General features: G+C 73.2%; 21 protein-coding genes. 14 read left to right on the top strand and 7 right to left on the bottom strand.

Annotated elements, in window-relative coordinates; all coding sequences use genetic code 11:
• Positions 1 to 11: 11 nt before the first annotated feature.
• Entirely contained in the window at positions 12 to 3,194 is a 3,183-nt protein-coding gene (ileS, locus tag ACRB68_RS01695) for an isoleucine--tRNA ligase (RefSeq protein WP_328593607.1), read from the bottom strand.
• A gap of 746 nt (positions 3,195 to 3,940) precedes the next feature.
• On the opposite strand from ileS, the gene ACRB68_RS40890 reads away from it, so the two are divergent.
• The 3 genes from ACRB68_RS40890 to ACRB68_RS01680 are packed head-to-tail and all read left to right on the top strand — an operon-like array spanning position 3,941 to position 5,894.
• A complete protein-coding gene (locus ACRB68_RS40890; RefSeq protein ID WP_328594060.1) occupies positions 3,941 to 4,336 on the top strand; it encodes a TraR/DksA family transcriptional regulator in 396 nt (131 codons plus the stop codon).
• On the top strand, positions 4,309 to 4,965 hold the full coding sequence (locus tag ACRB68_RS01685) for a signal peptidase II (RefSeq protein WP_153530536.1): 657 nt from the start codon (positions 4,309 to 4,311) through the stop codon (positions 4,963 to 4,965). The genes ACRB68_RS40890 and ACRB68_RS01685 overlap by 28 nt, the downstream gene beginning before the upstream one ends.
• Positions 4,965 to 5,894 carry an RluA family pseudouridine synthase gene (locus tag ACRB68_RS01680; protein ID WP_153530535.1) on the top strand — a complete coding sequence of 310 codons (930 nt, stop codon included), beginning with the start codon at positions 4,965 to 4,967 and terminating at the stop codon, positions 5,892 to 5,894. Before ACRB68_RS01685 ends, ACRB68_RS01680 begins: the two co-directional genes overlap by 1 nt.
• Before the next feature lie 24 nt (positions 5,895 to 5,918).
• Here ACRB68_RS01680 and ACRB68_RS01675 read toward each other — a convergent pair whose 3' ends face one another.
• Genes ACRB68_RS01675 through ACRB68_RS01665 form a run of 3 tightly spaced genes read right to left on the bottom strand, consistent with a single transcriptional unit; the run spans position 5,919 to position 7,282 of the window.
• Positions 5,919 to 6,227 (bottom strand): AzlD domain-containing protein, encoded by a 309-nt coding sequence (locus tag ACRB68_RS01675; protein WP_328593606.1) that lies wholly within the window; start codon positions 6,225 to 6,227, stop codon positions 5,919 to 5,921.
• Positions 6,224 to 6,898, bottom strand: coding sequence for an AzlC family ABC transporter permease (locus ACRB68_RS01670; protein WP_153530534.1), 675 nt, complete (start codon positions 6,896 to 6,898; stop codon positions 6,224 to 6,226). The genes ACRB68_RS01675 and ACRB68_RS01670 overlap by 4 nt, the downstream gene beginning before the upstream one ends.
• 54 nt (positions 6,899 to 6,952) lie before the next feature.
• Positions 6,953 to 7,282, bottom strand: coding sequence for a chorismate mutase (locus tag ACRB68_RS01665; RefSeq protein ID WP_153530533.1), 330 nt, complete (start codon positions 7,280 to 7,282; stop codon positions 6,953 to 6,955).
• A gap of 279 nt (positions 7,283 to 7,561) precedes the next feature.
• On the opposite strand from ACRB68_RS01665, the gene ACRB68_RS01660 reads away from it, so the two are divergent.
• From ACRB68_RS01660 to dnaE, 3 genes are all read left to right on the top strand, one after another.
• A complete protein-coding gene (locus ACRB68_RS01660) occupies positions 7,562 to 8,374 on the top strand; it encodes an AraC family transcriptional regulator (RefSeq protein ID WP_153530532.1) in 813 nt (270 codons plus the stop codon).
• Positions 8,375 to 8,453: 79 nt separating this feature from the next.
• A complete protein-coding gene (locus ACRB68_RS01655; RefSeq protein ID WP_153530531.1) occupies positions 8,454 to 9,575 on the top strand; it encodes an AI-2E family transporter in 1,122 nt (373 codons plus the stop codon).
• A gap of 271 nt (positions 9,576 to 9,846) precedes the next feature.
• Positions 9,847 to 13,332: a DNA polymerase III subunit alpha gene (dnaE, locus tag ACRB68_RS01650; protein WP_235958909.1), complete on the top strand. Its 3,486-nt coding sequence runs from the start codon at positions 9,847 to 9,849 to the stop codon at positions 13,330 to 13,332.
• Between the two features lie 43 nt (positions 13,333 to 13,375).
• Here dnaE and ACRB68_RS01645 read toward each other — a convergent pair whose 3' ends face one another.
• Positions 13,376 to 14,074 carry a DUF6882 domain-containing protein gene (locus ACRB68_RS01645; RefSeq protein WP_153530529.1) on the bottom strand — a complete coding sequence of 233 codons (699 nt, stop codon included), beginning with the start codon at positions 14,072 to 14,074 and terminating at the stop codon, positions 13,376 to 13,378.
• Between the two features lie 146 nt (positions 14,075 to 14,220).
• On the opposite strand from ACRB68_RS01645, the gene ACRB68_RS01640 reads away from it, so the two are divergent.
• Positions 14,221 to 14,808: a hypothetical protein gene (locus tag ACRB68_RS01640; protein WP_328593604.1), complete on the top strand. Its 588-nt coding sequence runs from the start codon at positions 14,221 to 14,223 to the stop codon at positions 14,806 to 14,808.
• On the opposite strand, the gene ybaK is transcribed toward ACRB68_RS01640, so the two are convergent.
• Both ybaK and ACRB68_RS01630 read right to left on the bottom strand, forming a co-directional pair.
• Positions 14,692 to 15,189: a Cys-tRNA(Pro) deacylase gene (gene ybaK / locus ACRB68_RS01635; protein WP_153530528.1), complete on the bottom strand. Its 498-nt coding sequence runs from the start codon at positions 15,187 to 15,189 to the stop codon at positions 14,692 to 14,694. The genes ACRB68_RS01640 and ybaK overlap by 117 nt on opposite strands.
• A 23-nt stretch (positions 15,190 to 15,212) precedes the next feature.
• Positions 15,213 to 15,875, bottom strand: coding sequence for an LON peptidase substrate-binding domain-containing protein (locus ACRB68_RS01630; RefSeq protein ID WP_328593603.1), 663 nt, complete (start codon positions 15,873 to 15,875; stop codon positions 15,213 to 15,215).
• A gap of 247 nt (positions 15,876 to 16,122) precedes the next feature.
• Between ACRB68_RS01630 and ACRB68_RS01625 the strand changes: the two genes are divergently transcribed.
• The 7 genes from ACRB68_RS01625 to hisH all read left to right on the top strand — a co-directional run bounded on the left by ACRB68_RS01625 (position 16,123) and on the right by hisH (position 21,006).
• Positions 16,123 to 16,287, top strand: a complete 165-nt coding sequence (locus tag ACRB68_RS01625; RefSeq protein ID WP_153530526.1) for a hypothetical protein — start codon at positions 16,123 to 16,125, stop codon at positions 16,285 to 16,287.
• A gap of 58 nt (positions 16,288 to 16,345) precedes the next feature.
• Positions 16,346 to 17,158: a PhzF family phenazine biosynthesis protein gene (locus tag ACRB68_RS01620; RefSeq protein ID WP_153530525.1), complete on the top strand. Its 813-nt coding sequence runs from the start codon at positions 16,346 to 16,348 to the stop codon at positions 17,156 to 17,158.
• Positions 17,159 to 17,236: 78 nt separating this feature from the next.
• Positions 17,237 to 18,544: a histidinol dehydrogenase gene (hisD, locus tag ACRB68_RS01615; RefSeq protein WP_153530524.1), complete on the top strand. Its 1,308-nt coding sequence runs from the start codon at positions 17,237 to 17,239 to the stop codon at positions 18,542 to 18,544.
• Complete coding sequence (locus ACRB68_RS40885; RefSeq protein ID WP_153530523.1) at positions 18,541 to 19,629, top strand: histidinol-phosphate transaminase; 1,089 nt, start codon at positions 18,541 to 18,543, stop codon at positions 19,627 to 19,629. The genes hisD and ACRB68_RS40885 overlap by 4 nt, the downstream gene beginning before the upstream one ends.
• A complete protein-coding gene (hisB, locus tag ACRB68_RS01605) occupies positions 19,626 to 20,219 on the top strand; it encodes an imidazoleglycerol-phosphate dehydratase HisB (protein WP_328593602.1) in 594 nt (197 codons plus the stop codon). Before ACRB68_RS40885 ends, hisB begins: the two co-directional genes overlap by 4 nt.
• Positions 20,219 to 20,368, top strand: coding sequence for a hypothetical protein (locus ACRB68_RS01600; protein ID WP_153530522.1), 150 nt, complete (start codon positions 20,219 to 20,221; stop codon positions 20,366 to 20,368). Before hisB ends, ACRB68_RS01600 begins: the two co-directional genes overlap by 1 nt.
• Complete coding sequence (gene hisH / locus ACRB68_RS01595; protein ID WP_328593601.1) at positions 20,365 to 21,006, top strand: imidazole glycerol phosphate synthase subunit HisH; 642 nt, start codon at positions 20,365 to 20,367, stop codon at positions 21,004 to 21,006. The genes ACRB68_RS01600 and hisH overlap by 4 nt, the downstream gene beginning before the upstream one ends.
• Positions 21,007 to 21,013 lie beyond the last annotated feature (7 nt).

The raw sequence follows: 21,013 nt of genomic DNA, 5'->3' as shown, positions 1-21,013 counted from the left end.
TTCCCGGCGGGTCAGGCCGTCCGGGTGATCCAGAACGTCAGGCCGAGCTCCTCGTCGTGCCGCTGCGGCAGGTCGCCCTCGGGGCGCCCCTCGTGCGCGGCCACGGCCAGCACCTCGGCGGCGACCTCGGCGCCGTGCGCGCGCAGCGCCTCGGCCAGGTCGTCGCCGGCGGCCCGCCACCACAGCTCGATCCGGTCGGTGACCTCCAGGCCGGTGGCCTTGCGGGCCTCCTGGATCAGCCGGACGGCCTCGCGGACCAGGCCGGCGCGGCGCAGCCCGGGGGTGACCGTGAGGTCCAGCGCGACGGTCTCGCCGCCGGCGCTCTCCACCGCCCAGCCGCTGCGCGGCCGCTCGGTGACGATCACGTCGCCGGGGGCGAGCTCCACCGGCCCGACGCCCTCGGCCGCCACGGTGGCGGCGCCGTCCGCGCGCAGCGCGGCGACCAGGGCGGCCGGGTCGGCGGCGGTGACGGCCTTGGCGACCTTGGGGGTGTCCTTGGCGTACCGCTTGCCGAGCTCGCGGAAGTTCGGCTTGACCTCGTACTCGACCAGGTCGCCGCCGACCGAGGCCAGCTCCTCGAACCCCTGCACGTTCAGCTCGTCGGCGATCTGCCCGCGCAGCTCGGCGGGCAGATCGGCCCAGCCGGACGCGCCGACCAGCGCGCGGCCGAGCGGCTGGCGGGTGCGCACCGAGCTGGCGGCGCGGGCGGACCGGCCGAGCTCGACCAGCCGCCGCACCAGCGCCATCTGGCCGGTGAGGCGGGCGTCGAGCAGGTCCTGGTCGACCTTCGGCCAGTCGGCCAGGTGCACCGAGGACGGGGCGTCCTCGGTGCGGATGACGTCCCACACGTGGTCGGTGATGAACGGCACCATCGGCGCCATCAGCCGGGTGAGGGTCTCCAGGCACTCGTACAGGGTCGCGAACGCCGCGGCGCCCTCGGGGGTCTCGGCGCCCTGCCAGAACCGCCGCCGCGACCGCCGCACGTACCAGTTGGACAGGTCGTCGACGAACTCGGCGAGCCGCCGCCCGGCGCGGGCGGTGTCGAACTGCTCCAGCGCCTCGGTGACCTCGCCGGTGGTGCGGTGCAGCTCGGCGAGCGCCCAGCGGTCCAGCAGCGGCCGGTCGGCCGGGGCGGGCGCCTCGGCGAGCCGGTCCGGCGTCCAGGCGCGGCCTTGGGAGGCGGCGGCGTTGGCGTAGAGGACGAAGAAGGAGGCGGTGTTCCAGTAGGTGAGGAGCACCTTGCGGACGATCTCCTCCAGGCCCGCGTGGCCGATGCGCCGCGACGCCCACGGCAGCCCGGCGGCCAGCATGTACCAGCGCAGCGCGTCGGCGCCGTGCTGGTCCATCAGCGGGATCGGGCGCAGCACGTTGCCGAGGTGCTTGCTCATCTTGCGGCCGTCCTCGGCGAGGATCAGGCCGAGGCAGAGCACGTTCTCGTAGGACGAGCGGTCGAACACCAGCGTGCCGACGGCCATCAGCGAGTAGAACCAGCCGCGGGTCTGGTCCTGCGCCTCGCAGATGTACTGCGCGGGGTAGGACTGCTCGAACACGTCCTCGTTGCGGTGCGGGGAGCCCCACTGCGCGAACGGCATCGAGCCCGAGTCGTACCAGGCGTCGATGACGTCGGGGACGCGCCGCGCCTCGGCGCCGCACTGCGGGCAGGGCAGCACCACGTCGTCGACGTAGGGGCGGTGCGGGTCGAGCTTGGACAGGTCCTGCCCGGCCAGCTCGCCGAGCTCGGCCAGGGACCCGACGCAGGTGATGTGCCCGTCGTCCTCACCGCACACCCACAGCGGCAGCGGCGTGCCCCAGTAGCGGCTGCGCGACAGCGACCAGTCGACGTTGTTGCGCAGCCACTCGCCGAACCGGCCCTCCTTGACCGTCTCGGGGAACCAGTTGGTCTTCTGGTTCTCCTCCAGGAGGCGGTTCTTGATCTCGGTGGTCCGGATGTACCAGGCGGGCAGCGCGTAGTAGAGCAGGGCGGTGTGGCAGCGCCAGCAGTGCGGGTAGCTGTGCTCGAAGTGGCCGCCGCGGAACAGCAGCCCGCGCGCGCGCAGGTCGTCGGTCAGGGCCTCGTCGGCGTCCTTGAAGAACTTGCCGCCGACCAGCGGGACGGTCAGCAGGAACCTGCCGTCGGGGCCGACCGGGTTGACCACGGGCATGCCGTAGTTCTTGCAGACGCTCATGTCGTCGGCGCCGAACGCGGGGGCCTGGTGGACCAGGCCGGTGCCGTCCTCGACGGTGACGTAGTCGCCGAGCACCACGTAGTGGGCGTCGGGGATCTCCACCAGGTCGAACGGGCGCCGGTAGGGGGTGCGCTCCAGGTCGCGGCCGGAGAAGGAGGCCAGGCGCTCGGCGCCCTCGCCGAGGACCTGCTCCAGCAGCGGCTCGGCCACGACGAGGACCTCGTCGGACCCGGCCGGGCGGGCCGCGATGTAGGTGACGTCGGGGTGCACCGCGACGGCGGTGTTGGACACCAGCGTCCACGGGGTGGTCGTCCAGATGAGCAGCGAGGCGCCGAGGTCGGCCAGCGGGCCCGCGGTGACGGGCATCCGCACGTACACCGACGGGCTGGTCACCGTCTCGTACCCGCCGGGCTGGCCGAGCTCGTGGTCGGACAGGCCGGTGCCGCAGCGCGGGCAGTACGGGGTGATGCGGAAGTCGCGGAACAGCAGGCCCTTGTCGAACACGACCTTCAGCGACCACCAGACGGCCTCGACGTAGTCGGGGTCCATCGTGCGGTAGGCCTGGGACATGTCCACCCAGTAGCCCATCCGCTCGGTCATCTCCTCGAAGGCGTCCACGTGCCGCTGCACCGACTCGCGGCAGCGGTCGTTGAACTCGGCGACGCCGTACTCCTCGATGTCCTTCTTGCCGGTGAGGCCGAGCTCCTTCTCCACCGCGACCTCGACGGGCAGGCCGTGGCAGTCCCAGCCGGCCTTGCGGGGCACGTGGTAGCCCTGCATGGTCTTGAACCGGGGGAAGATGTCCTTGAAGACGCGGGCCTCGACGTGGTGCACGCCGGGCATGCCGTTGGCGGTGGGCGGGCCCTCGTAGAAGACCCAGCGCGGCCCGGACGCGGTGCGCTCCAGGGACCGCTCGAAGACATCGCCTTGCTGCCAGCGGCGCAGCATGTCCCGCTCCAGGGCGGGCAGGTCTACCTGCGCGGGCAGGGGCCGGAACTGGCGGCTCACGGGATGGGACCTCCGGATCGACGCGTGACTGCACGTGGACCGGAGGGACGAGGCGCCCGTGCGGGGCCCCGCGGTACCACCCTCCTTGGCCGCGCCCGTACCGGGTGCGGCCCGCTTCGTTGGAGTCTCGGCTGCCGGGTCTACTGCGCCCCGCGGACGTCCCGGGACGGTTCTTCCGGCGGCTCAGGGGTGATCGGACCGCCGGGCTCGCCCCCGGGCTCGCACCGTCCCCGGATCGCTCATGGCCGCTCGCGGCGGCAGGTGTCCCCGTCAGGGCCTGCCTCGGCTCAGAATGCTCCACTATATCGCACCGGTGATCGGCGCCCGGGGCGCACGTTCGCGGCGATGTGGCGTACATCACTTTTGGTTTTGCCTGGCCGTCGGGTTTCTCGGGCGGGCGTCACCGGGCATATGCGGCGTGTAACTCAGCCAGGTCGCGGCCAGGTTGTCCGTTGTGCCGGAAAGGGGAACCCATGCTGCCCGCACTGCCCGTCGAGGAGACCAGCACCAAGGAGGCCGGGCCGGCCGCCGGGAGGCCGCGGGCCAAGAGCGCTGGGGCCAAGAGCACGGTGGCCAAGAGCACGGGCGCCAAGAGCGCGGTGGCGAAGGGCACGGGGGTCGAGAAGCCGCCCGCGCAGGGCGGCGCCACGGCCGCCGCCCGGGCGAAGGGCAAGGTCAAGGCCGCCTCTCCGGCCGCCAAGCCGCCCGCGCAGGGGCGGCCGCCCGCCCGGGAGGCCGCCGCGAAGGTGCCCGCCAAGCGGCTGCCGGTCCGCGAGGGCGAGGACCGCTGGACCGACGCCGAGCTGTCGGAGGTGCGGGTGGCGCTGCGGTCGCAGATCGCCGAGCTGGAGGCCGACATCGTGGCGGCCGCGAGCCAGATCGCCGAGGGCGACTCCGCCGACGGCGCGGGCGACGACCAGGCCGACGTGGGCGCCAAGACCTACGCGCGCGAGCACGAGCTGTCCATGACCTACAATGCGCGTGACCTGATCGCACAGAACGAACGGGCGGTCCAGCGCATGGACGCCGGCACCTACGGCGTCTGCGAGTCGTGCGCCAAGCCGATCGGCAAGGCGCGCCTGCAGGCGTTCCCCCGTGCGACGATGTGCGTGCCATGCAAAACACGCGAGGAACGTCGCTGAGCGACTCAACGAACTCAGGCAAGGACGCGGCCGGGGCTCCCGAGGGGACCCCCCGGCCGCGCCGCATCGGTGTGCTGGTGGCGGTGGCGGTGGCCGCGCTGGCCCTGGACGTGGTGTCCAAGGTCGTCGTGGTGGCCACGCTGCAGGACAAGCCGCCGGTCGAACTGCTCGGCGGGCTGCTGATGCTGCGCGAGACGCGCAACAGCGGCGCCGCGTTCTCGATCGGCACCGGCTACACCCTGATCTTCACGGTGATCGCCTGCGGGGTGGTCGCGGCCATCCTGCGCACCGCGCGCAACCTGCGCAGCCTGCCCTGGGCGGTCTGCCTCGGGCTGCTGCTCGGCGGCGCGTTCGGCAACCTGGTCGACCGGGTGCTGCGCGCCCCGGGGCTGTTCCGCGGCCATGTCGTCGACTGGATCGAGCTGCCGCACTGGCCGGTGTTCAACCTCGCCGACTCGGCGATCGTCTGCGGCGGCGTGCTCGCGGTGCTGCTGGCCGCGCGCGGCCTGCAGCTCGACGGCACCCGGGTGGGCGAGGAGACCGGCGAGCCCGAGGAGCCCCGCAAGCCCGCGGCGGCGGAGCCGGAGAAGGCCGGGGACGCGGCGGACGAGGCCGAGGGGAGGTCCTGATGGGCGACCTGCGATCGCTGCCGGTGCCCGACGGGCTGGAGGGCGAGCGCGCCGACGCGGCGCTGTCGCGCCTGTTCGGCCTGTCCCGGGGCCGCGCCGCCGAGGTCATCGCGGCCGGCGACATGCTGCTGGACGGCCGCGAGGCCGCCAAGTCCGACCGGCTGCACGCCGGCGCCTGGCTGGAGGTCACCCTCCCGCCGCCGCCCGCGGCGCCCGCCCCCGTCCCCGAGGCCGTCCCCGGCATGGGCATCCTGTACGAGGACGACGACATCGTGGTGGTCGACAAGCCGATCGGCGTCGCCGCCCACCCCACCACCGGCTGGACCGGCCCGACCATCCTCGGCGGCCTGCTCGGCGCCGGGCACACCATCGCGACCAGCGGCGCGGCCGAGCGCCAGGGCATCGTGCACCGGCTGGACGCCAACACCACCGGCGCGATGGTGGTCGCCAAGAGCGAGATCGCCTACTCGCGGCTGAAGCGGGCCTTCAAGGAGCGCCGCATCGACAAGCGCTACCAGGCGCTGGTGCAGGGCCACCCGGACCCGTTCCGCGGCACCGTGGACGCCCCGATCGACCGGCATCCCGCGGGCGACGGCCGGTTCGCCGTCGTCGCGGGCGGCAAGCCGTCGGTGACGCACTACGACACCGCCGAGGCGTTCCGGGCGGCCTCGCTGCTCGACATCGACCTGGAGACCGGCCGCACCCACCAGATCCGGGTGCACATGTCGGCGATCCGCCACCCCATCGTCGGCGACCTGGCCTACGGCGCCGACCCCACCCTGGCCGCCCGGCTCGGCATGACGCACCAGTGGCTGCACGCGGCGCGGCTCGGCTTCGAGCACCCCACCCGGGGCGAGTGGGTCCAGTTCGAGAGCCCCTACCCCGACGACCTGGCCCGCGCCCTGGAGATCGTCTCCGACGAGTCCTAGGGCACGGGTCCTCGGGCACGGGTCCTAGAACACGAGCCGCAGCAGCGCGGCGGTGCCGGCGGCGACCGCCAGCACCACCAGGAACGGGGCGCGCAGCAGCAGGGCGGCGACGGCCGCGCCGAGGCCGGCCAGGCGCGGCCCGTCCAGCTCCAGGGCCTTGCCGTGGGCGAGGGCCTGCACCGCGACCAGGGCGGTCAGCAGCGCGACCGGGACCAGGTCGGTGAACCGGCGCACCCGCGGGTCGGCCAGCACCCGCTGCGGCGTGACCAGGCCGCCGAGCTTCAGCGCGTAGCAGCCGAGCGCGGTCGCCGCGATCGCGATCCACACGTTCACCGGGCCGCCCCGATCAGCGCGGCGACGGCGGCGAGCATGACCGGCACGCCGGGCGGCAGCAGCGGCGTCGCCACCAGCGCGATCGCCGCGGCGGCCGCGGCGACCCGCAGCTCGGTGCGGCCCGCGGTGAGCCGCGGCCACAGCAGGGCCAGGAACACCGCCGGGCCGAGCACGTCCAGCCCGATGGTCTCGGGGTCGCCGAGCCGGGCGGCGCCGAGCGCGCCGAGCAGCGTGGTGAGGTTCCAGTTCAGCAGCAGGGTGACCGCGGTGACGTAGAAGCCGGTCCGGGCCGAGGCGCGGTCGGGCTGGGCCGTCGCGACGGCGGCCGTCTCGTCGATCACCAGGTGGGCCGTCAGCAGCCGGCGCGCGCCGCGCACCCGCAGCAGGTCCGCCAGGCGCATCCCGTACAGCGCGTTGCGGCTGCCGAGCAGCACCGCGCCGAGCACCCCGGTCACCAGGGCGCCGCCCCCGCCGATCACGCCGACCAGCGCGAACTGGGAGGCGCCGGTGAAGGCCAGCAGGCTGAGCGCGCACGCCTGCGCCACCGACAGCCCCGCGGTCACCGCCGCCGCCCCGAACGCCAGCCCCGATATCCCCACGGCCAGGCCCACGCCCAGCCCGTCGCGCACCGCCGCCCGGCGCGGCGCCGGCGCGGTCTCCGTCATCACCATGCCAGCGACGGTAGGGCGCCGGGAACGTCCCGGTATTGAACGTTCTTGCGCCGGTCAGCGGACGCCGGCGCGCTCCTCGGCCAGCTCCAGGCCGGTCTCGATGACCGCGTTCATGATCCGGGCGAGCCGGGCCGCGCCGAGACCGGGCGCGTGCGCGGCCATCGCCGCGACGATCTGCGCCTCCCGCTCGGGGTTGCGCCCGGCGAAGCCGCCGACCGGCTTCAGCCGCTGCACCACCCCGGCGACCTCGGCGCGGCGCTCCAGCAGCGTGGCGAGGGCGGCGTCGATCTCGTCGATGGCCGCCCGGGCGGCGGGCAGGGAGTCGATGCCGGCGGGGCACGGCAGGCGCAGCGCGTCCTCGGCGATGATCATCTGGTCGGGCATGGCGGGGTCCCTTCTCGCGGCGGCCGGCCGCGCAGGGAGAAGATGCCCGGGGCCGCACAGGTCATGAGAAAAGGCAGAGTCGGGTGACTCTGCCCTTGTGCCGGCTCCGGGGTCGTCGCTCAGGTCGATGCGCCGACCGGCTCACCCGGAGCCGGCTGCGTAAAGCCGAAATAGCGACGTCCCATGCCCGCAATGGTAGGCGACCCCGCCGCCTCCCGGGACGTCCGTCCCGGATGCTGAGACATCCGGCGGGTCCGCGCACCGGCATACCATTCCGGCATGACCCGGCCGGAGTTCGCGCACCACTGGAGGCACCCCGCCCTGCCCGGCGTCGACCTCATGCGGGCCCGCTACGTCACCTACCGGTTCACCCGGCACGTGCACGAGGGCTACACGCTCGGCCTCATCGAGTCCGGCGTGGAGGAGTTCGAGCGCGCCGGGACGCTGGAACGCGCCGGCCGCGGCTCGATCGCCGTCGTCAACCCCGAGACGGTGCACACCGGCCAGGCCGGCGTCCCCGGCGGCTGGACCTACCGCGTCCTGTACCCGTCGGTCCAGGTGATGGCGGACGTGGCCGCCGAGCTCGGCGGCCCGCGCGGCACGCCGTCCTTCTCCGACGCCGTCATCGACGACCCCGCCGCCGCCGCGCTGCTGCGGGCCGCGCACCGGGCCGGGGAGCAGGGCGACGCGCTCGCCGCCTCCACCCTGATGCGCCGCGCCCTCGCGCACCTGCTCCGGCACGCCCGCCACACCCCCGCCGAGCCCGCCGCGCTGACCGCCGAGGTGCGCGCCGCCCGCGACATCCTGCACGCCCGCCAGCTCGACCCGCCGACGCTGGAGGAGCTGGCCGCGGCCACCGGGACGGGCCCGTTCCAGCTGCTGCGGGCCTTCCGCACCGCGACCGGCCTGCCCCCGCACGCCTACCTCAACCAGCTCCGCGTCCGCAGCGCCCGGGAGCTGCTCGACCAGGGGCTGCGGCCCGCCGACGTCGCCGCCCGGACCGGCTTCGCCGACCAGGCGCACCTGACCCGCCACTTCAAGCGCAGCGTGGGCGTCCCGCCCGGGGCCTACCAGCGCGGCCGGACCGGCTGAACGCACCGGCGCGCCGCCGTTCCCCTCGGCCCCTCAGGGGTGCAGGGTAGGAGCAACCCGGGCGAACGGCGGTGACGGCATGGTGGACCTACGCAAGCACGACGAGGACGCGCCCGCGATCCCCCCGCTGCTCGCCCTGGCGGCGGCGTGGTCCTGGCGCCTCATCGTCATCGGCGTCGTCTTCTACGGCCTCGGCCGCGTCGTCGGCATGCTGCACATCGTGGTGCTGTCCTGCGCCATCGCGCTGTTCCTGTGCGCGCTGCTGCGCCCCATGACCGCCCGCCTGGAGGGCATGGGCCTGCCGCCGCTCGCCGCCACCTGGATCACCCTGCTGTTCGCCCTCACCGTCCTCGGCGGCGTCGGCACCTACGTCGGCGTCCAGGCCAACGAGGAGTTCCCCAAGCTGGCCTCGGAGATCCAGGTCACCACCCAGCAGATCCAGCACTGGCTGGAGCAGGGCCCCCTGCACATCCGCCACTCCCAGCTCCAGGACTCCATGAACGCGGGCGTCAAGTACATGGAGGAGCGGCGCGGCCAGCTGGTCAGCACCGCCCTGCAGGCCGGCACCCTCACCGCCGAGATCCTGGCCGCCCTGGTCTTCATCCTGTTCGTCACCTTCTTCCTGCTGAAGGACGGCTCGCGCATCTGGGCCTGGCTCACCAGCGGGTCGGGCCGCTACACCGGCCGGATCGACCGGGCCGGCCGCGCCGCCTGGGAGACGCTGTCGCAGTACGTGCACGGCACCGTCCTGGTCGCCGCGATCCACGCCGTCGTCCTCGCGGTCGTGCTGGCGGTCCTCGGCGTCCCCCTGGTCGCCCCGCTCGCCGTGGTGATCTTCCTGGGCAGCTTCATCCCGATCGTGGGCATCCTGGTCGGCGGCGCCCTGGCCGTCGCGGTCACCTTCGGCGCCAAGGGCGGCACGGCCGCGCTGATCTTCCTCGGCGTCCTGATCGTCGAGCACCAGCTGGAGAGCCACCTGCTGCAGCCCCTGGTCGTCGGCCGCTGGGTCCGGCTGCACCCGCTCGCCATCATCCTGGCCATCACGGTCGGCGGCGTCCTCGGCGGCATCCCGGGGGCGGCGGGCGCCGTCCCGATCGTCGCGGTCGTCTACCGCGCCTGGCCCGCCCTGCGCGGCACCCCCGAACCCACCCCCGCCGAACACCCCGACCCGCCCCCCGGGGACGCCCCCGCCACCGCCTGACGCCACCGGCCCGGCACGCAGCGTGACGGTGCGGGTGGGGCCGATGGGGAACCGGAGTGTCCGGGCACGGACGGTCGGCAGGTCGGGTTAGGCTCTCAGAACCGCATCGTCCCGGCCGCCGAACCGGAACGATGATCTTCCCCCGGGACCGGATAACGCCAGGTCCGCCGACCCTTCGCGTCGACGGGCGGGCGGTCGCATGCACCTAGGAGGCGCATCAACCGTGGCCGACGACTCGTTCGTTCACCTGCACGTGCACACCGAGTACTCCATGCTCGACGGAGCCGCCCGGCTGAAGCAGATGTTCGAAGAGGTCGAACGTCAGAAGATGCCGGCGATCGCGATGACCGACCACGGCAACATGCACGGCGCCTACGACTTCCACAAGCACGCGACGAAAGCGGGCGTTGTCCCGATCATCGGCATTGAGGCCTATATGGCCCCAGAATCGCGCTTTCACAAGAAGAAGGTGCAGTGGGGCGAGCCCAGCCAGAAGCGCGACGACGTCTCCGGCGGCGGCCTGATCAACCACAAGACGCTGTGGGCCCGCAACAAGGAGGGCCTGCACAACCTGTTCAAGCTCTCCAGCCGCGCCTACATGGAGGGGTTCGTCTTCAAGTACGCGCGGATGGACGAGGAGCTGCTCGCCGAGCACGCCGCGGGCCTGATGGCGACGACGGGCTGCCCGTCGGGCAAGATCCAGACGCGGCTGCGGCTCGGCCAGTTCGACGAGGCGCTGAAGGCCGCCGCGACGTTCCAGGACATCTTCGGCAAGGAGAACTACTTCCTGGAGGTCATGGACCACGGGCTGGACATCGAGCGCCGGGTCCGCGACGGCCTGATCGAGATCAGTAAGAAGCTGAACATCCCGCCGGTGGTGACCAACGACTCGCACTACACCCACGAGTCGGAGGCGACCGCGCACGACGCGCTGCTGTGCGTCCAGGTCGGCAAGCAGCTCGCCGACCCCGACCGGTTCCGGTTCGACGGCAGCGGCTACTACATCAAGACCGCCGACGAGATGCGCGCCATCGACTCCTCCGACTTCTGGGCCGAGGGGTGCCGCAACACCCTGCTGATCGCCGAGAAGGTCGACCCGGCCGGGATGTTCGAGTACCGCGACCTCAGCCCGCGGTTCCCGGTGCCCGAGGGCGAGACCGAGGAGAGCTGGTTCCGCAAGGAGGTCTGGGAGGGCCTGAAGCGGCGCTTCCCCGGCGGCATCCCCGAGGAGTACGTCAAGCAGGCCGAGTACGAGATGGACGTCATCCTCGGCAAGGGGTACCCCTCGTACTTCCTGGTCGTGGCCGACTTCATCATGTGGGCCAAGAACAACGGCATCCTGGTCGGGCCGGGCCGCGGCAGCGCGGCGGGCTCGCTGATCGCCTACGCGATGGGCATCACCGACCTGGACCCGCTCCCGCACGGCCTGATCTTCGAGCGGTTCCTCAACCCCGAGCGCGCGTCGATGCCCGACATCGACATCGACTTCCCGGAAGACCGGCGGGCGGAGGTGATCCGGTACACCACCGAGAAGTGGGGCGCCGACAAGGTCTCCTTCATCGCCACCTTCGGCACCATCAAGGCGAAGGCGGCCGTGAAGGACGCCGGCCGCGTCCTCGGCTTCCCCTACGCCCTCGGCGACCGGATCTCCAAGGCGTTCCCGCCCGCGGTGATGGGCAAGGACATCCCGCTGTCGGGCATCTTCGACGACAAGCACCCGCGGTACGGCGAGGCCGGCGAGCTGCGCAAGCTGTACGAGGAGGAGGCCGACGTCAAGCAGATCATCGATCTGGCGCAGGGCCTGGAGGGGCTGATCCGGCAGACCGGCGTGCACGCGGCCGGGATCATCATGGCCGGTGAGACGATCACCGACCATGTGCCGATCATGCGCCGCGACGCCGACGGCGCGATCATCACGCAGTTCGACTACCCGACCTGCGAGACGCTCGGCCTGCTGAAGATGGACTTCCTGGGCCTGCGCAACCTGACGATCATCGACGACGCGCTGAAGGGCATCGAGAAGAACAAGGGCCACAAGGTCGACCTGCTCTCGCTGGAGCTGACCGACCCCAAGACCTACGAGCTGCTGTCGCGCGGCGACACCCTCGGCGTCTTCCAGTTCGACGGCGGCCCGATGCGGGCGCTGCTGCGGCTGATGAAGCCCGACAACTTCGAGGACATCTCCGCGGTCGGCGCGCTGTACCGGCCCGGCCCGATGGGCGCCAACTCCCACACCAACTACGCGCTGCGCAAGAACGGCCTGCAGGAGATCACGCCGATCCACCCCGAGCTGGAGGAGCCGCTCCGGGAGATCCTGGACACCACCTACGGCCTGATCGTCTACCAGGAGCAGGTCATGGCGATCGCGCAGAAGGTGGCCGGGTACACGCTCGGCAAGGCCGACCTGCTGCGCCGGGTGATGGGCAAGAAGAAGAAGGCCGAGCTGGACGCCCAGTTCGTCGGCTTCGAGCAGGGCATGATCGACAACGGCTTCTCCAAGGAGGCCGTCAAGACGCTGTGGGACATCCTGGTCCCCTTCTCCGACTACGCCTTCAACAAGGCGCACTCGGCCGCCTACGGCCTGGTGTCGTACTGGACGGCGTACCTGAAGGCCAACTACCCGGCCGAGTACATGGCGGGCCTGCTCACCTCCGTCGGCGACGACAAGGACAAGAGCGCGCTCTACCTGAACGAGTGCCGCCGCATGGGCCTGAAGGTGCTGCCGCCCGACGTCAACACCTCCGAGGCCGACTTCACCCCGATGGGCGACACCGAGATCCGCTTCGGCCTGTCGGCGGTCCGCAACGTCGGCACCAACGTGGTCGACGGCATCGTCGCGGCGCGCAAGGAGAAGGGCGCCTACACCGACTTCAACGACTTCCTCGGCAAGGTCCCGCCGATCGTGTGCAACAAGCGCGTGGTGGAGTCGCTGATCAAGGCGGGCGCGTTCGACGAGCTCGGCCACCAGCGCAAGGCGCTGCTGATGGTGCACGAGCAGGCGATCGACTCGGTCATCGACATCAAGCGCAAGGAGGCCATCGGCCAGGACTCGCTGTTCGGGGCGCTGGAGAACGACGGCGGCGACGACGCCTTCGCGGTGGCGATCCCCGAGAACGAGGAGTGGGACAAGACGACGCTGCTGGCGTTCGAGCGGGAGATGCTCGGCCTGTACGTGTCCGACCACCCGCTGCTCGGCATCGAGCACATCCTGGAGCGCGAGGCCGACTGCACCATCGCGTCGCTGAACGAGGGGGAGCGGCCCGACGGGCAGGTGGTGACCGTCGCGGGCCTGCTGTCGGGGCTGCAGCGCAAGGTCACCAAGCAGGGCAACTCGTGGGCGATGTTCCAGCTGGAGGACCTGGCCGGGTCGATCGAGGTCATGTGCTTCCCCTCGTCCTACCAGCTGTGCTCCACGCTGCTGGCCGAGGACGCCATCTTGACCGTCAAGGGCCGGCTGGACCGCCGCGAGGACGTCGCCAAGATCATCGCGATGGAGGTGACCCAGCCGGACCTGACCATCAGCGACGCGTTCGGGCCGCTCGCGGTGACCCTGCCGCTCGGCCGCTGCACCCCGCCGATCGTGGCGGGCCTGAAGGAGGTGCTGGTCAGCCACCCGGGCACGTCCGAGGTGCACCTGCACCTGCAGAACGGGCCGCGCACCACGGTGGTCCGCCTGGACGACAAGCTGCGGGTCGCGCCGTCCCCGGCGCTGATGGGCGACCTGAAGCAGCTGCTGGGCCCGTCCTGCCTGGGGTAGTGCGTCCCCACGCGCCCGGGCCCGCACGGGCCCGGGCGGCGGGTCACAGGGTGGCGGGGACGAGCTCGGCCTGCCATTCGGCGAAGCGGCCGAGGCCGTCGAAGTAGGCGCGGGCGGTGCCGCCGGACGGGAGGGCGATCTCCATGACCCCGTCGGCGTCCCGGTAGGGGACGCGGTGGTGGCTGAGCAGGCGGGCGAGGGTGAGGCGCGGGTCGCGGGGGAAGAGGGCGGCCGCGGTGGTGAGCAGCCGGGGCACCGGGACCGGGTCCCAGGCCGCGGGCGGCGCCTTGGGGTCGTCCACGTGCAGGTAGGCCGAGCCGCCGTCGTAGCCGGCGCCGATGTAGCCGCCGCCGCCGAGGACGCCGCCGGCGGCCATCGCGATCAGTTCGCCGCCGTGCCCGGCCGGGCCGTCGTACCAGCCGAGGTCGACCTCGGGGGTGACGAACTCGGGGATGCCGAGGCGCTCGCCGAGGGCGCGGATGGCCAGGGTCGGCGCGACCGCCGGATGGTCGTCGCCGAACTGCGGGTTGGCCCAGCCCCACAGCCAGGTCCGCTCGCGCGCCGCGTAGCTGCCGAGCAGCGAGACGCGCACGCCGACACCGCCGCTGACGTAGCTGCGCGCGGTGAGGTCGGCGCTCCAGTCCTCGCGCGGCAGGAACTCCGCCAGCGTCTCCTGCTGGTGGAGCACCACCGCGGCGAGCGCGGCGCCGAGGCGTTCGAACGCAGGACTGAATCCGGACATGTCGGGCACATTATCCCAAGAATCGGGCCGGTCGGGGGTGTGAATCGGACACCTGCCGGGAGTCGATCGGTGGACGGGGGAGGGTTAGGCTTTCGCCGACGGATGATGGGCGTCTACAAGGAGCGTACGAGGTGCGGGGAGCGACCGTGAGGGCCTTGCGGACCTGGGCGGTCACCACCGCGATCGTGACCGTGCTCGGCCCCCTGGCCGGGCTGCTGTGGGCGAGGATCGCCCCCGCCGTCCGGTACGTGGTGGTGCAGGGCGAGCCGCTGCTCGCCGACCCCGACGGGCAGGGCCCGATCGGGGCCGACGCCCGGTTCGCGCTGATCGCGGTGGCCGCCGGCCTCGGCTGCGGCGCCGTGGCCTACCTGTTCGGCGGCCGCGGCAACGACGCGGCGCTGATCCTGGCCCTGGCGGCCGGCGGCCTGGCCGCGGCGGTGCTGGCCTGGCGCACCGGCCACCACGTCGGCCTCGCCGGGTTCGAGCGGGCGGTGCGCGGCGCGCCCGACGGGCGGACCGTCACCGGCGTCGCCGACCTGCGCGCCACCGGCGTCCTGGTGTTCTGGCCGCTGCTCGCCGTCGCCGCGTACGGGGTGCTGGAGCTGCTGGTCAAGCGGCTACCCGCGGGCGATGGCGGCCTCGCGCGCGCCGGTGAGGCAGACCAGGTCGGCGGGGGCGAGCTCGATCTGCAGGCCGCGCCGACCGGCCGAGACGTAGATCGTGGCGAATCCTGAGGCGGAGGCGTCCAGCACCGTCGGCAGCCGCCGCCGCTGCCCGAGCGGGCTGATCCCGCCGACCACGTAGCCGGTGGCGCGCTCGGCGTCCTGCGGGTCGGCCATCCGCGCCTTCTTGCCGCCGGCCGCCGCGGCGAGCGCCTTCAGGTCCAGCGACGCCGAGACCGGCACGACGCCGACGGTGAGCGCGCCGTCCACCTCGGCGAGCAGCGTCTTGAACAGCCGCTCGTGCGGCACCCCGAGCGCGTCGGCCGCCGCCTGCCCGTAGGACTCGGCCGCCGGGTCCGCCTCGTAGGGGTGCAGCGTGAAATCGATCTTCGCCTTGGCGGCGGCGACCGTCGCCGGGGTCCCCTTGCCGCCCTTGTTCCGCGCTGTGCTCATGGGGCCAGTCTGCCGTGCCGTGATCAGTTCGGGTGGACCGATCCGTCCAGGAACTGCCCGGCGGGCACCGTGGGCAGCGCCGCCAGCAGGCGGGTCTCGCGGGCCAGCAGGCCGAGCGCGGCGCGCAGCCGCAGCGCGGCGTTCTCGGCGGCCAGCAGGCGCTGCTTGTCGTGGCCGTCCAGGACCGCGGTCGCCGCGATCAGGTACGACAGCGTCACCGGATCGTCCGGCGGGTCGAGCGCCTCGGCCGCCGCGGCGCCGGCCGCGGCGAGCCGCTCGCGGTACAGCGCGAACAGCCGCCCGGCCCGCACGGCCAGCGGCGCGGCGCCCGGCCCGGCCTCCTCGGGCAGCAGGTCCACCTCGCCCTGCAGGTAGGGGCGCGAGCGGTCCACGCTCTTCAGCCGGAAGCGGCGGGTGCCGACGGTGACGATGTCGAAGCGCCCGTCGTCGTGCTCGCGCGCCTCCCGCACCTCGGCGACGCAGCCGACCTCGGCGAGGCGCCGCGCGCCCTGCGCGCCCACCTCGTGCCCGAGCTCGATGGCGACGACCCCGAAGCAGCGCGGCCCGGGGCGCTCCAGCAGGTCGCGGATCAGCAGCCGGTAGCGCTCCTCGAACAGGTGCAGCGGCAGCACCAGGCCGGGGAACAGCACGGTCCCGAGCGGGAACAGCGCCAGCCGCTCGGTCACCGCCACCCCCTCCGGACGCCCATGCGGCCAGCCTACGTTCGGAACGGCGGTCATGGGTGCCTGGATTCTCATAGTCTGAAGCTTTCTGGGGTTTCGACTGGGAATCTCAATGTCACCCGTTCGGGGCATGCGCCCTGGTCACCCTGGGCCAGTCCGCGCCGAACCGGCCACCTTCCCGTGCGCGCGGGACTACGGTCGGTGCCGACCCGGGGGTCGCTCCCCCGGACCGACCCTGGAGACCCGCCACATGTGGCTCAACCTGATCATCCTGAGCGCGGCCAGCCTGGCCGTCGGCTTCGTCCTCGGCTGGATCGCCGCGTGCCCGCGCCGCTGGGACGCCCGCTTCACCGAGGACGACACCGTGCCCGGGGACCTGCCGCCGCCCCTGCGCCGGCTGCCCGGCCGCGTTTGAGGCCACTTACGGCGAATGGCCGTTTTGTGGTCGCCGGGGTCCGGTTAGCGTCGAGACCATGAGGATCTTCGTGGTCGACGCCTTCACCGACGCTCCCTTCCGCGGCAACCCCGCCGGGGTCTGCCTGCTGGACCAGGCCGCGGACGCCGCCTGGATGCAGCACGTCGCCGCCGAGATGAAGCACTCCGAGACCGCGTTCGTGCGCCCCCTCGCCGAAGGGGAAGAGGACTACGAGCTGCGCTGGTTCACCCCGCTGGTGGAGGTGGCGCTCTGCGGGCACGCCACCCTGGCCTCGGCGCACGCCCTGTTCACCTCCGGGGCGGTGCCGGCGGACCGGCCGATCCGCTTCCGGACGCTGCGCAGCGGCGTCCTCACCGTCACCCGCGCCGCGGACGGCGGCCTGCGGATGGACTTCCCCGCCACCCCGCCCGCCGAGGCGGCCGCGCCGGACGGCCTGGCCGAGGCGCTCGGCGCCCCGCTCCGCTGGGTGGGCCGCACCGCGCAGAACGACGTGGTGGCCGAGCTCGCCGACGAGGAGACCGTCCGCGAGCTGCGGCCCGACATCGCCGCGCTCGGCCGGATCGACGCGCGCGGCGTCGTCCCCACCGCCCGCGCCACGCCCGGGCGGGAGCACGATTTCGTGTCCCGATTCTTCGGCGCCCGCGTCCTGGAAGGCGACGGCGAGGACCCGGTGACCGGCTCGGCGCACTGCGCCCTGGCCCCGTTCTGGGCGGAGCGCCTCGGCCGCGACGCCCTCACCGGCTACCAGGCGTCCGCGCGCGGCGGGTACGTGCGCACCGAGCTGCGCGGCGACCGGGTCGTGCTGTCGGGGCGGGCCGTCACGGTGCTGGACGGCACGCTGCGCGTCTGACGGGCCGCGCGTCTGACGACACGTCTCGTCACCTGAGACGATGCGCGCCGGGGCGTGGTCACTCCGTAGACTGGCCGGGTGATTTCCCGTATCGACCTGCGCGGCTCGCTTCCGGGCGACCTGCGCGCCACGCTGCCCCGCGCCGACTTCGACGTCGAGGCCGCCCTGGAGAAGGTGCGGCCCATCTGCGAGGACGTGCGCCATCGCGGCTCGGCGGCGGTACGGGAGCACACCCATGCGTTCGACGGCGTGGAGCTGGAGCGCACCCGCGTGCCCGTCGAAGTGGTCCACGAGGCGCTCGCCACGCTCGACCCGGCCGTCCGCGACGCGCTGGAGGAGAGCATCCGGCGCGCCCGCAAGGTGCACCGCGACCAGCGCCGTACCGACACCACCACCCAGGTCGTGCCGGGCGGCACGGTCACCGAGCGGTGGGTGCCGGTCGGCCGCGTCGGCCTGTACGTGCCGGGCGGCAACGCCGTCTACCCCTCCAGCGTGGTCATGAACGTGGTGCCCGCGCAGGAGGCGGGCGTCGGCTCCCTCGCGGTCACCTCGCCCGCGCAGAAGGGGTTCGGCGGCCGGCCGCACCCGGCGATCCTGGCCGCGTGCGCGCTGCTCGGGGTGGACGAGGTCTACGCCGCCGGCGGCGCCCAGGCGATCGCGATGTTCGCCTACGGCACCGACGAGTGCCCGCGCGCCGACCTGGTGACCGGCCCCGGCAACATCTACGTCGCGGCGGCCAAGCGGCTGCTGAAGGGCGTCATCGGCATCGACTCCGAGGCCGGCCCGACCGAGATCGCGATCCTGGCCGACGCCACCGCCGACCCGGTGCACGTGGCCGCCGACCTGATCAGCCAGGCCGAGCACGACGTGCTCGCCGCCGCGGTGCTGGTCACCGACTCGCCCGAGCTGGCGAGCGCGGTGGAGGACGAGCTGCGCGCGCAGGTCGCCCGCACCAAGCACGCCGAGCGGGTCACCGCCGCGCTCGCCGGGCGCCAGTCGGGCATCGTGCTGGTCGACGACGTCGAGGCCGGCCTGGCGGTCGTGGACGCCTACGCCGCCGAGCACCTGGAGATCCAGACCGCGGACGCCGCCGCCGTCGCCGCCCGGGTGCGCAACGCCGGCGCGGTCTTCGTCGGCCCGCACGCCCCGGTGTCGCTCGGCGACTACCTGGCCGGCTCCAACCACGTGCTGCCGACCGGCGGCTGCGCCTGCCACTCCTCGGGCCTGTCGGTCCAGTCGTTCCTGCGCGGCATCCATGTCGTGGAGTACGACGAGGCCGCGCTGGCCGAGGCGACCGCCCGTGTCGTCACGCTCGCCGAGGCCGAGGACCTGCCCGCGCACGGCGCCGCCCTCAAGGCCCGCTTCGACTGGGAGATCCCTTCGTGACCGGTTTGAACGAGCTCCCGATCCGCGACGACCTGCGGGGCCGGGAGCCCTACGGGGCACTCCAGCTGGACGTCCCGTACGCGCTGAACACCAACGAGAACCCCTATCCGCCGTCCGAGCGGCTGGTGAAGGCGCTCGGCGAGGCCGTCGCGGAGGTGGCGGGGACGCTGAACCGCTACCCCGACCGCGACGCGGTCGCGCTGCGCGAGGACCTCGCCACGTTTTTGAACACCGACACGCCCGGCGCCGGACTGACCGGCCGCCAGGTGTGGGCCGCCAACGGCTCCAACGAGATCATCCAGCAGATCCTGCAGGCGTTCGGCGGGCCGGGCCGCTGCGCGCTCGGCTTCGAGCCGTCCTACGCGATGCACCCGATGATCACGCATGTGACCAACACCCGGTGGATCGACGCGCACCGCGACGCGGACTTCGGCCTGGAGCCCGAGCGCGCCGTGAAGGTCGTGCAGGAGCACCGCCCCGACGTGGTGTTCCTGACCTCGCCGAACAACCCCACCGGCACCGCGCTGCCGCTGGAGGCGATCGAGGCGGTGCTGAAGGTCGCGCCCGGCATGGTGGTGGTCGACGAGGCCTACGGCGAGTTCCGCCGCGCCGAGACCCCGTCCGCGCTGACGCTGCTGCCCGGCAACCCGCGCCTCATCGTCACCCGCACGATGTCCAAGGCGTTCGCGATGGCCGGCACCCGCCTCGGCTACCTGGCCGCCGACCCCGCCGTCATCGACGCGCTGCTGCTGGTGCGGCTGCCCTACCACCTGTCGGCCGTCACCCAGGCGGTGGCGCGCACCGCGGTCGCGCACGGCGAGGAGCTGCTCGGCTCGGTCGCCGCGCTGCGCGCCGAGCGCGACGCCCTGGTCGCCTGGCTGCGCGCCGAGGGCTTCACGGTGGCCGACTCCGACGCCAACTTCGTCCTGTTCGGGACGTTCCCCGACCGCCGGAGGGTCTGGCAGGACCTGCTGGACCGGGGCGTGCTGATCCGGGAGGTGGGACCGCCCGAGTGGCTGCGGGTCAGCGTCGGCACCCCGGAAGAGATGGCCGCCTTCCGTACCGCATTGAAGGAGAGTCTGTGAGCCGCAAGGGCCGCGTCGAGCGGGGGACCAAGGAGACCAGCGTCCTGGTCGAGATCGACCTGGACGGCACCGGCGAGGTCGACGTCGCGACCGGCGTCGGGTTCTACGACCACATGCTGGCCCAGCTCGGCAAGCACGGCTCGTTCGACCTGACCGTCAAGACGCGGGGCGACCTGCACATCGACAGCCACCACACCATCGAGGACACCGCGATCGCGCTCGGCCAGGCGTTCCGGCAGGCGCTCGGCGACAAGGCCGGCATCCGCCGCTTCGCCGACGCCTCGATCCCGCTGGACGAGGCCCTCGCGCAGGTCACCGTGGACGTGTCGGGCCGCCCCTACCTGGTGCACACCGAGCCCGCCGGGATGGCCCCGATGATCGGGCCCGAGTACGACACCACGATGACCCGGCACATCTTCGAGTCGTTCGTGTCCAACGCCCAGGTCGCGCTGCACGTGCACGTCCCCTACGGCCGCAACGCCCACCACATCGTGGAGGCGCAGTTCAAGGCGCTGGCGCGCGCGCTGCGCGACGCCGTCGCCTTCGACCCCAAGGTGCACGGCGTCCCGTCCACCAAGGGATCGCTGTAGTGACCTACGCCAGCCTGCTGCTGTTCGCCCTGGCGGCCTTCCTGCTGGCGGGCGTGTACAGCCTGGTCCGGCAGGGCCTGAAGGCCGGCGCGCTGGTCGCGCTGGCACTGGCGGCCCTCGCCGCCCTCGGAGGAGTGATGTGGCTGTGAGCCCCTCGATCGTCGTCCTGGACTACGGTTCGGGCAACCTGCGCTCGGCCGAGCGCGCCATCGCCCGGCACGGCGTGGAGGTGACCGTCACCGCCGACTGGGACACCGCCCTGGCCGCCGACGGCCTGGTGGTGCCCGGCGTCGGCGCGTTCGCCGCGTGCATGGCGGGCCTGCGCGCCATCCGCGGCGAGCAGATCATCGGCCGCCGCCTCGCCGGGGGCCGCCCGGTCCTCGGCATCTGCGTCGGCATGCAGATCCTGTTCGGCGAGGGCGTCGAGCACGGCGTCACCACCGCGGGCTGCGACGAGTGGCCCGGCACGGTGGAGCGCCTGGACGCGCCCGTCCTGCCGCACATGGGGTGGAACACCGTGGACGCCCCGGAGGGCACCGTGCTGTTCCAGGGCATGGACCCCGCCACCCGCTTCTACTTCGTGCACTCCTACGGGGTACGGCGCTGGGAGCTGCGGCCCGACCCGACCGGCCACCTGAAGCCGCCGCTGGTCACCTGGGCCGAGCACGGCGACCGGTTCGTCGCCGCGGTGGAGAACGGCCCGCTCTGCGCGACCCAGTTCCACCCGGAGAAGTCCGGCGACGCCGGCGCCCAGCTGCTGAAGAACTGGCTCTCCACCCTCTCCTGACGGCCCC

This window comes from Actinomadura macrotermitis, assembly GCF_009604375.1.
Classification (GTDB): domain Bacteria; phylum Actinomycetota; class Actinomycetes; order Streptosporangiales; family Streptosporangiaceae; genus Spirillospora; species Spirillospora macrotermitis.
The sequence above is the reverse complement of the archived record's forward strand: the minus strand, read 5'-3'. Positions and strand labels throughout refer to the sequence as shown.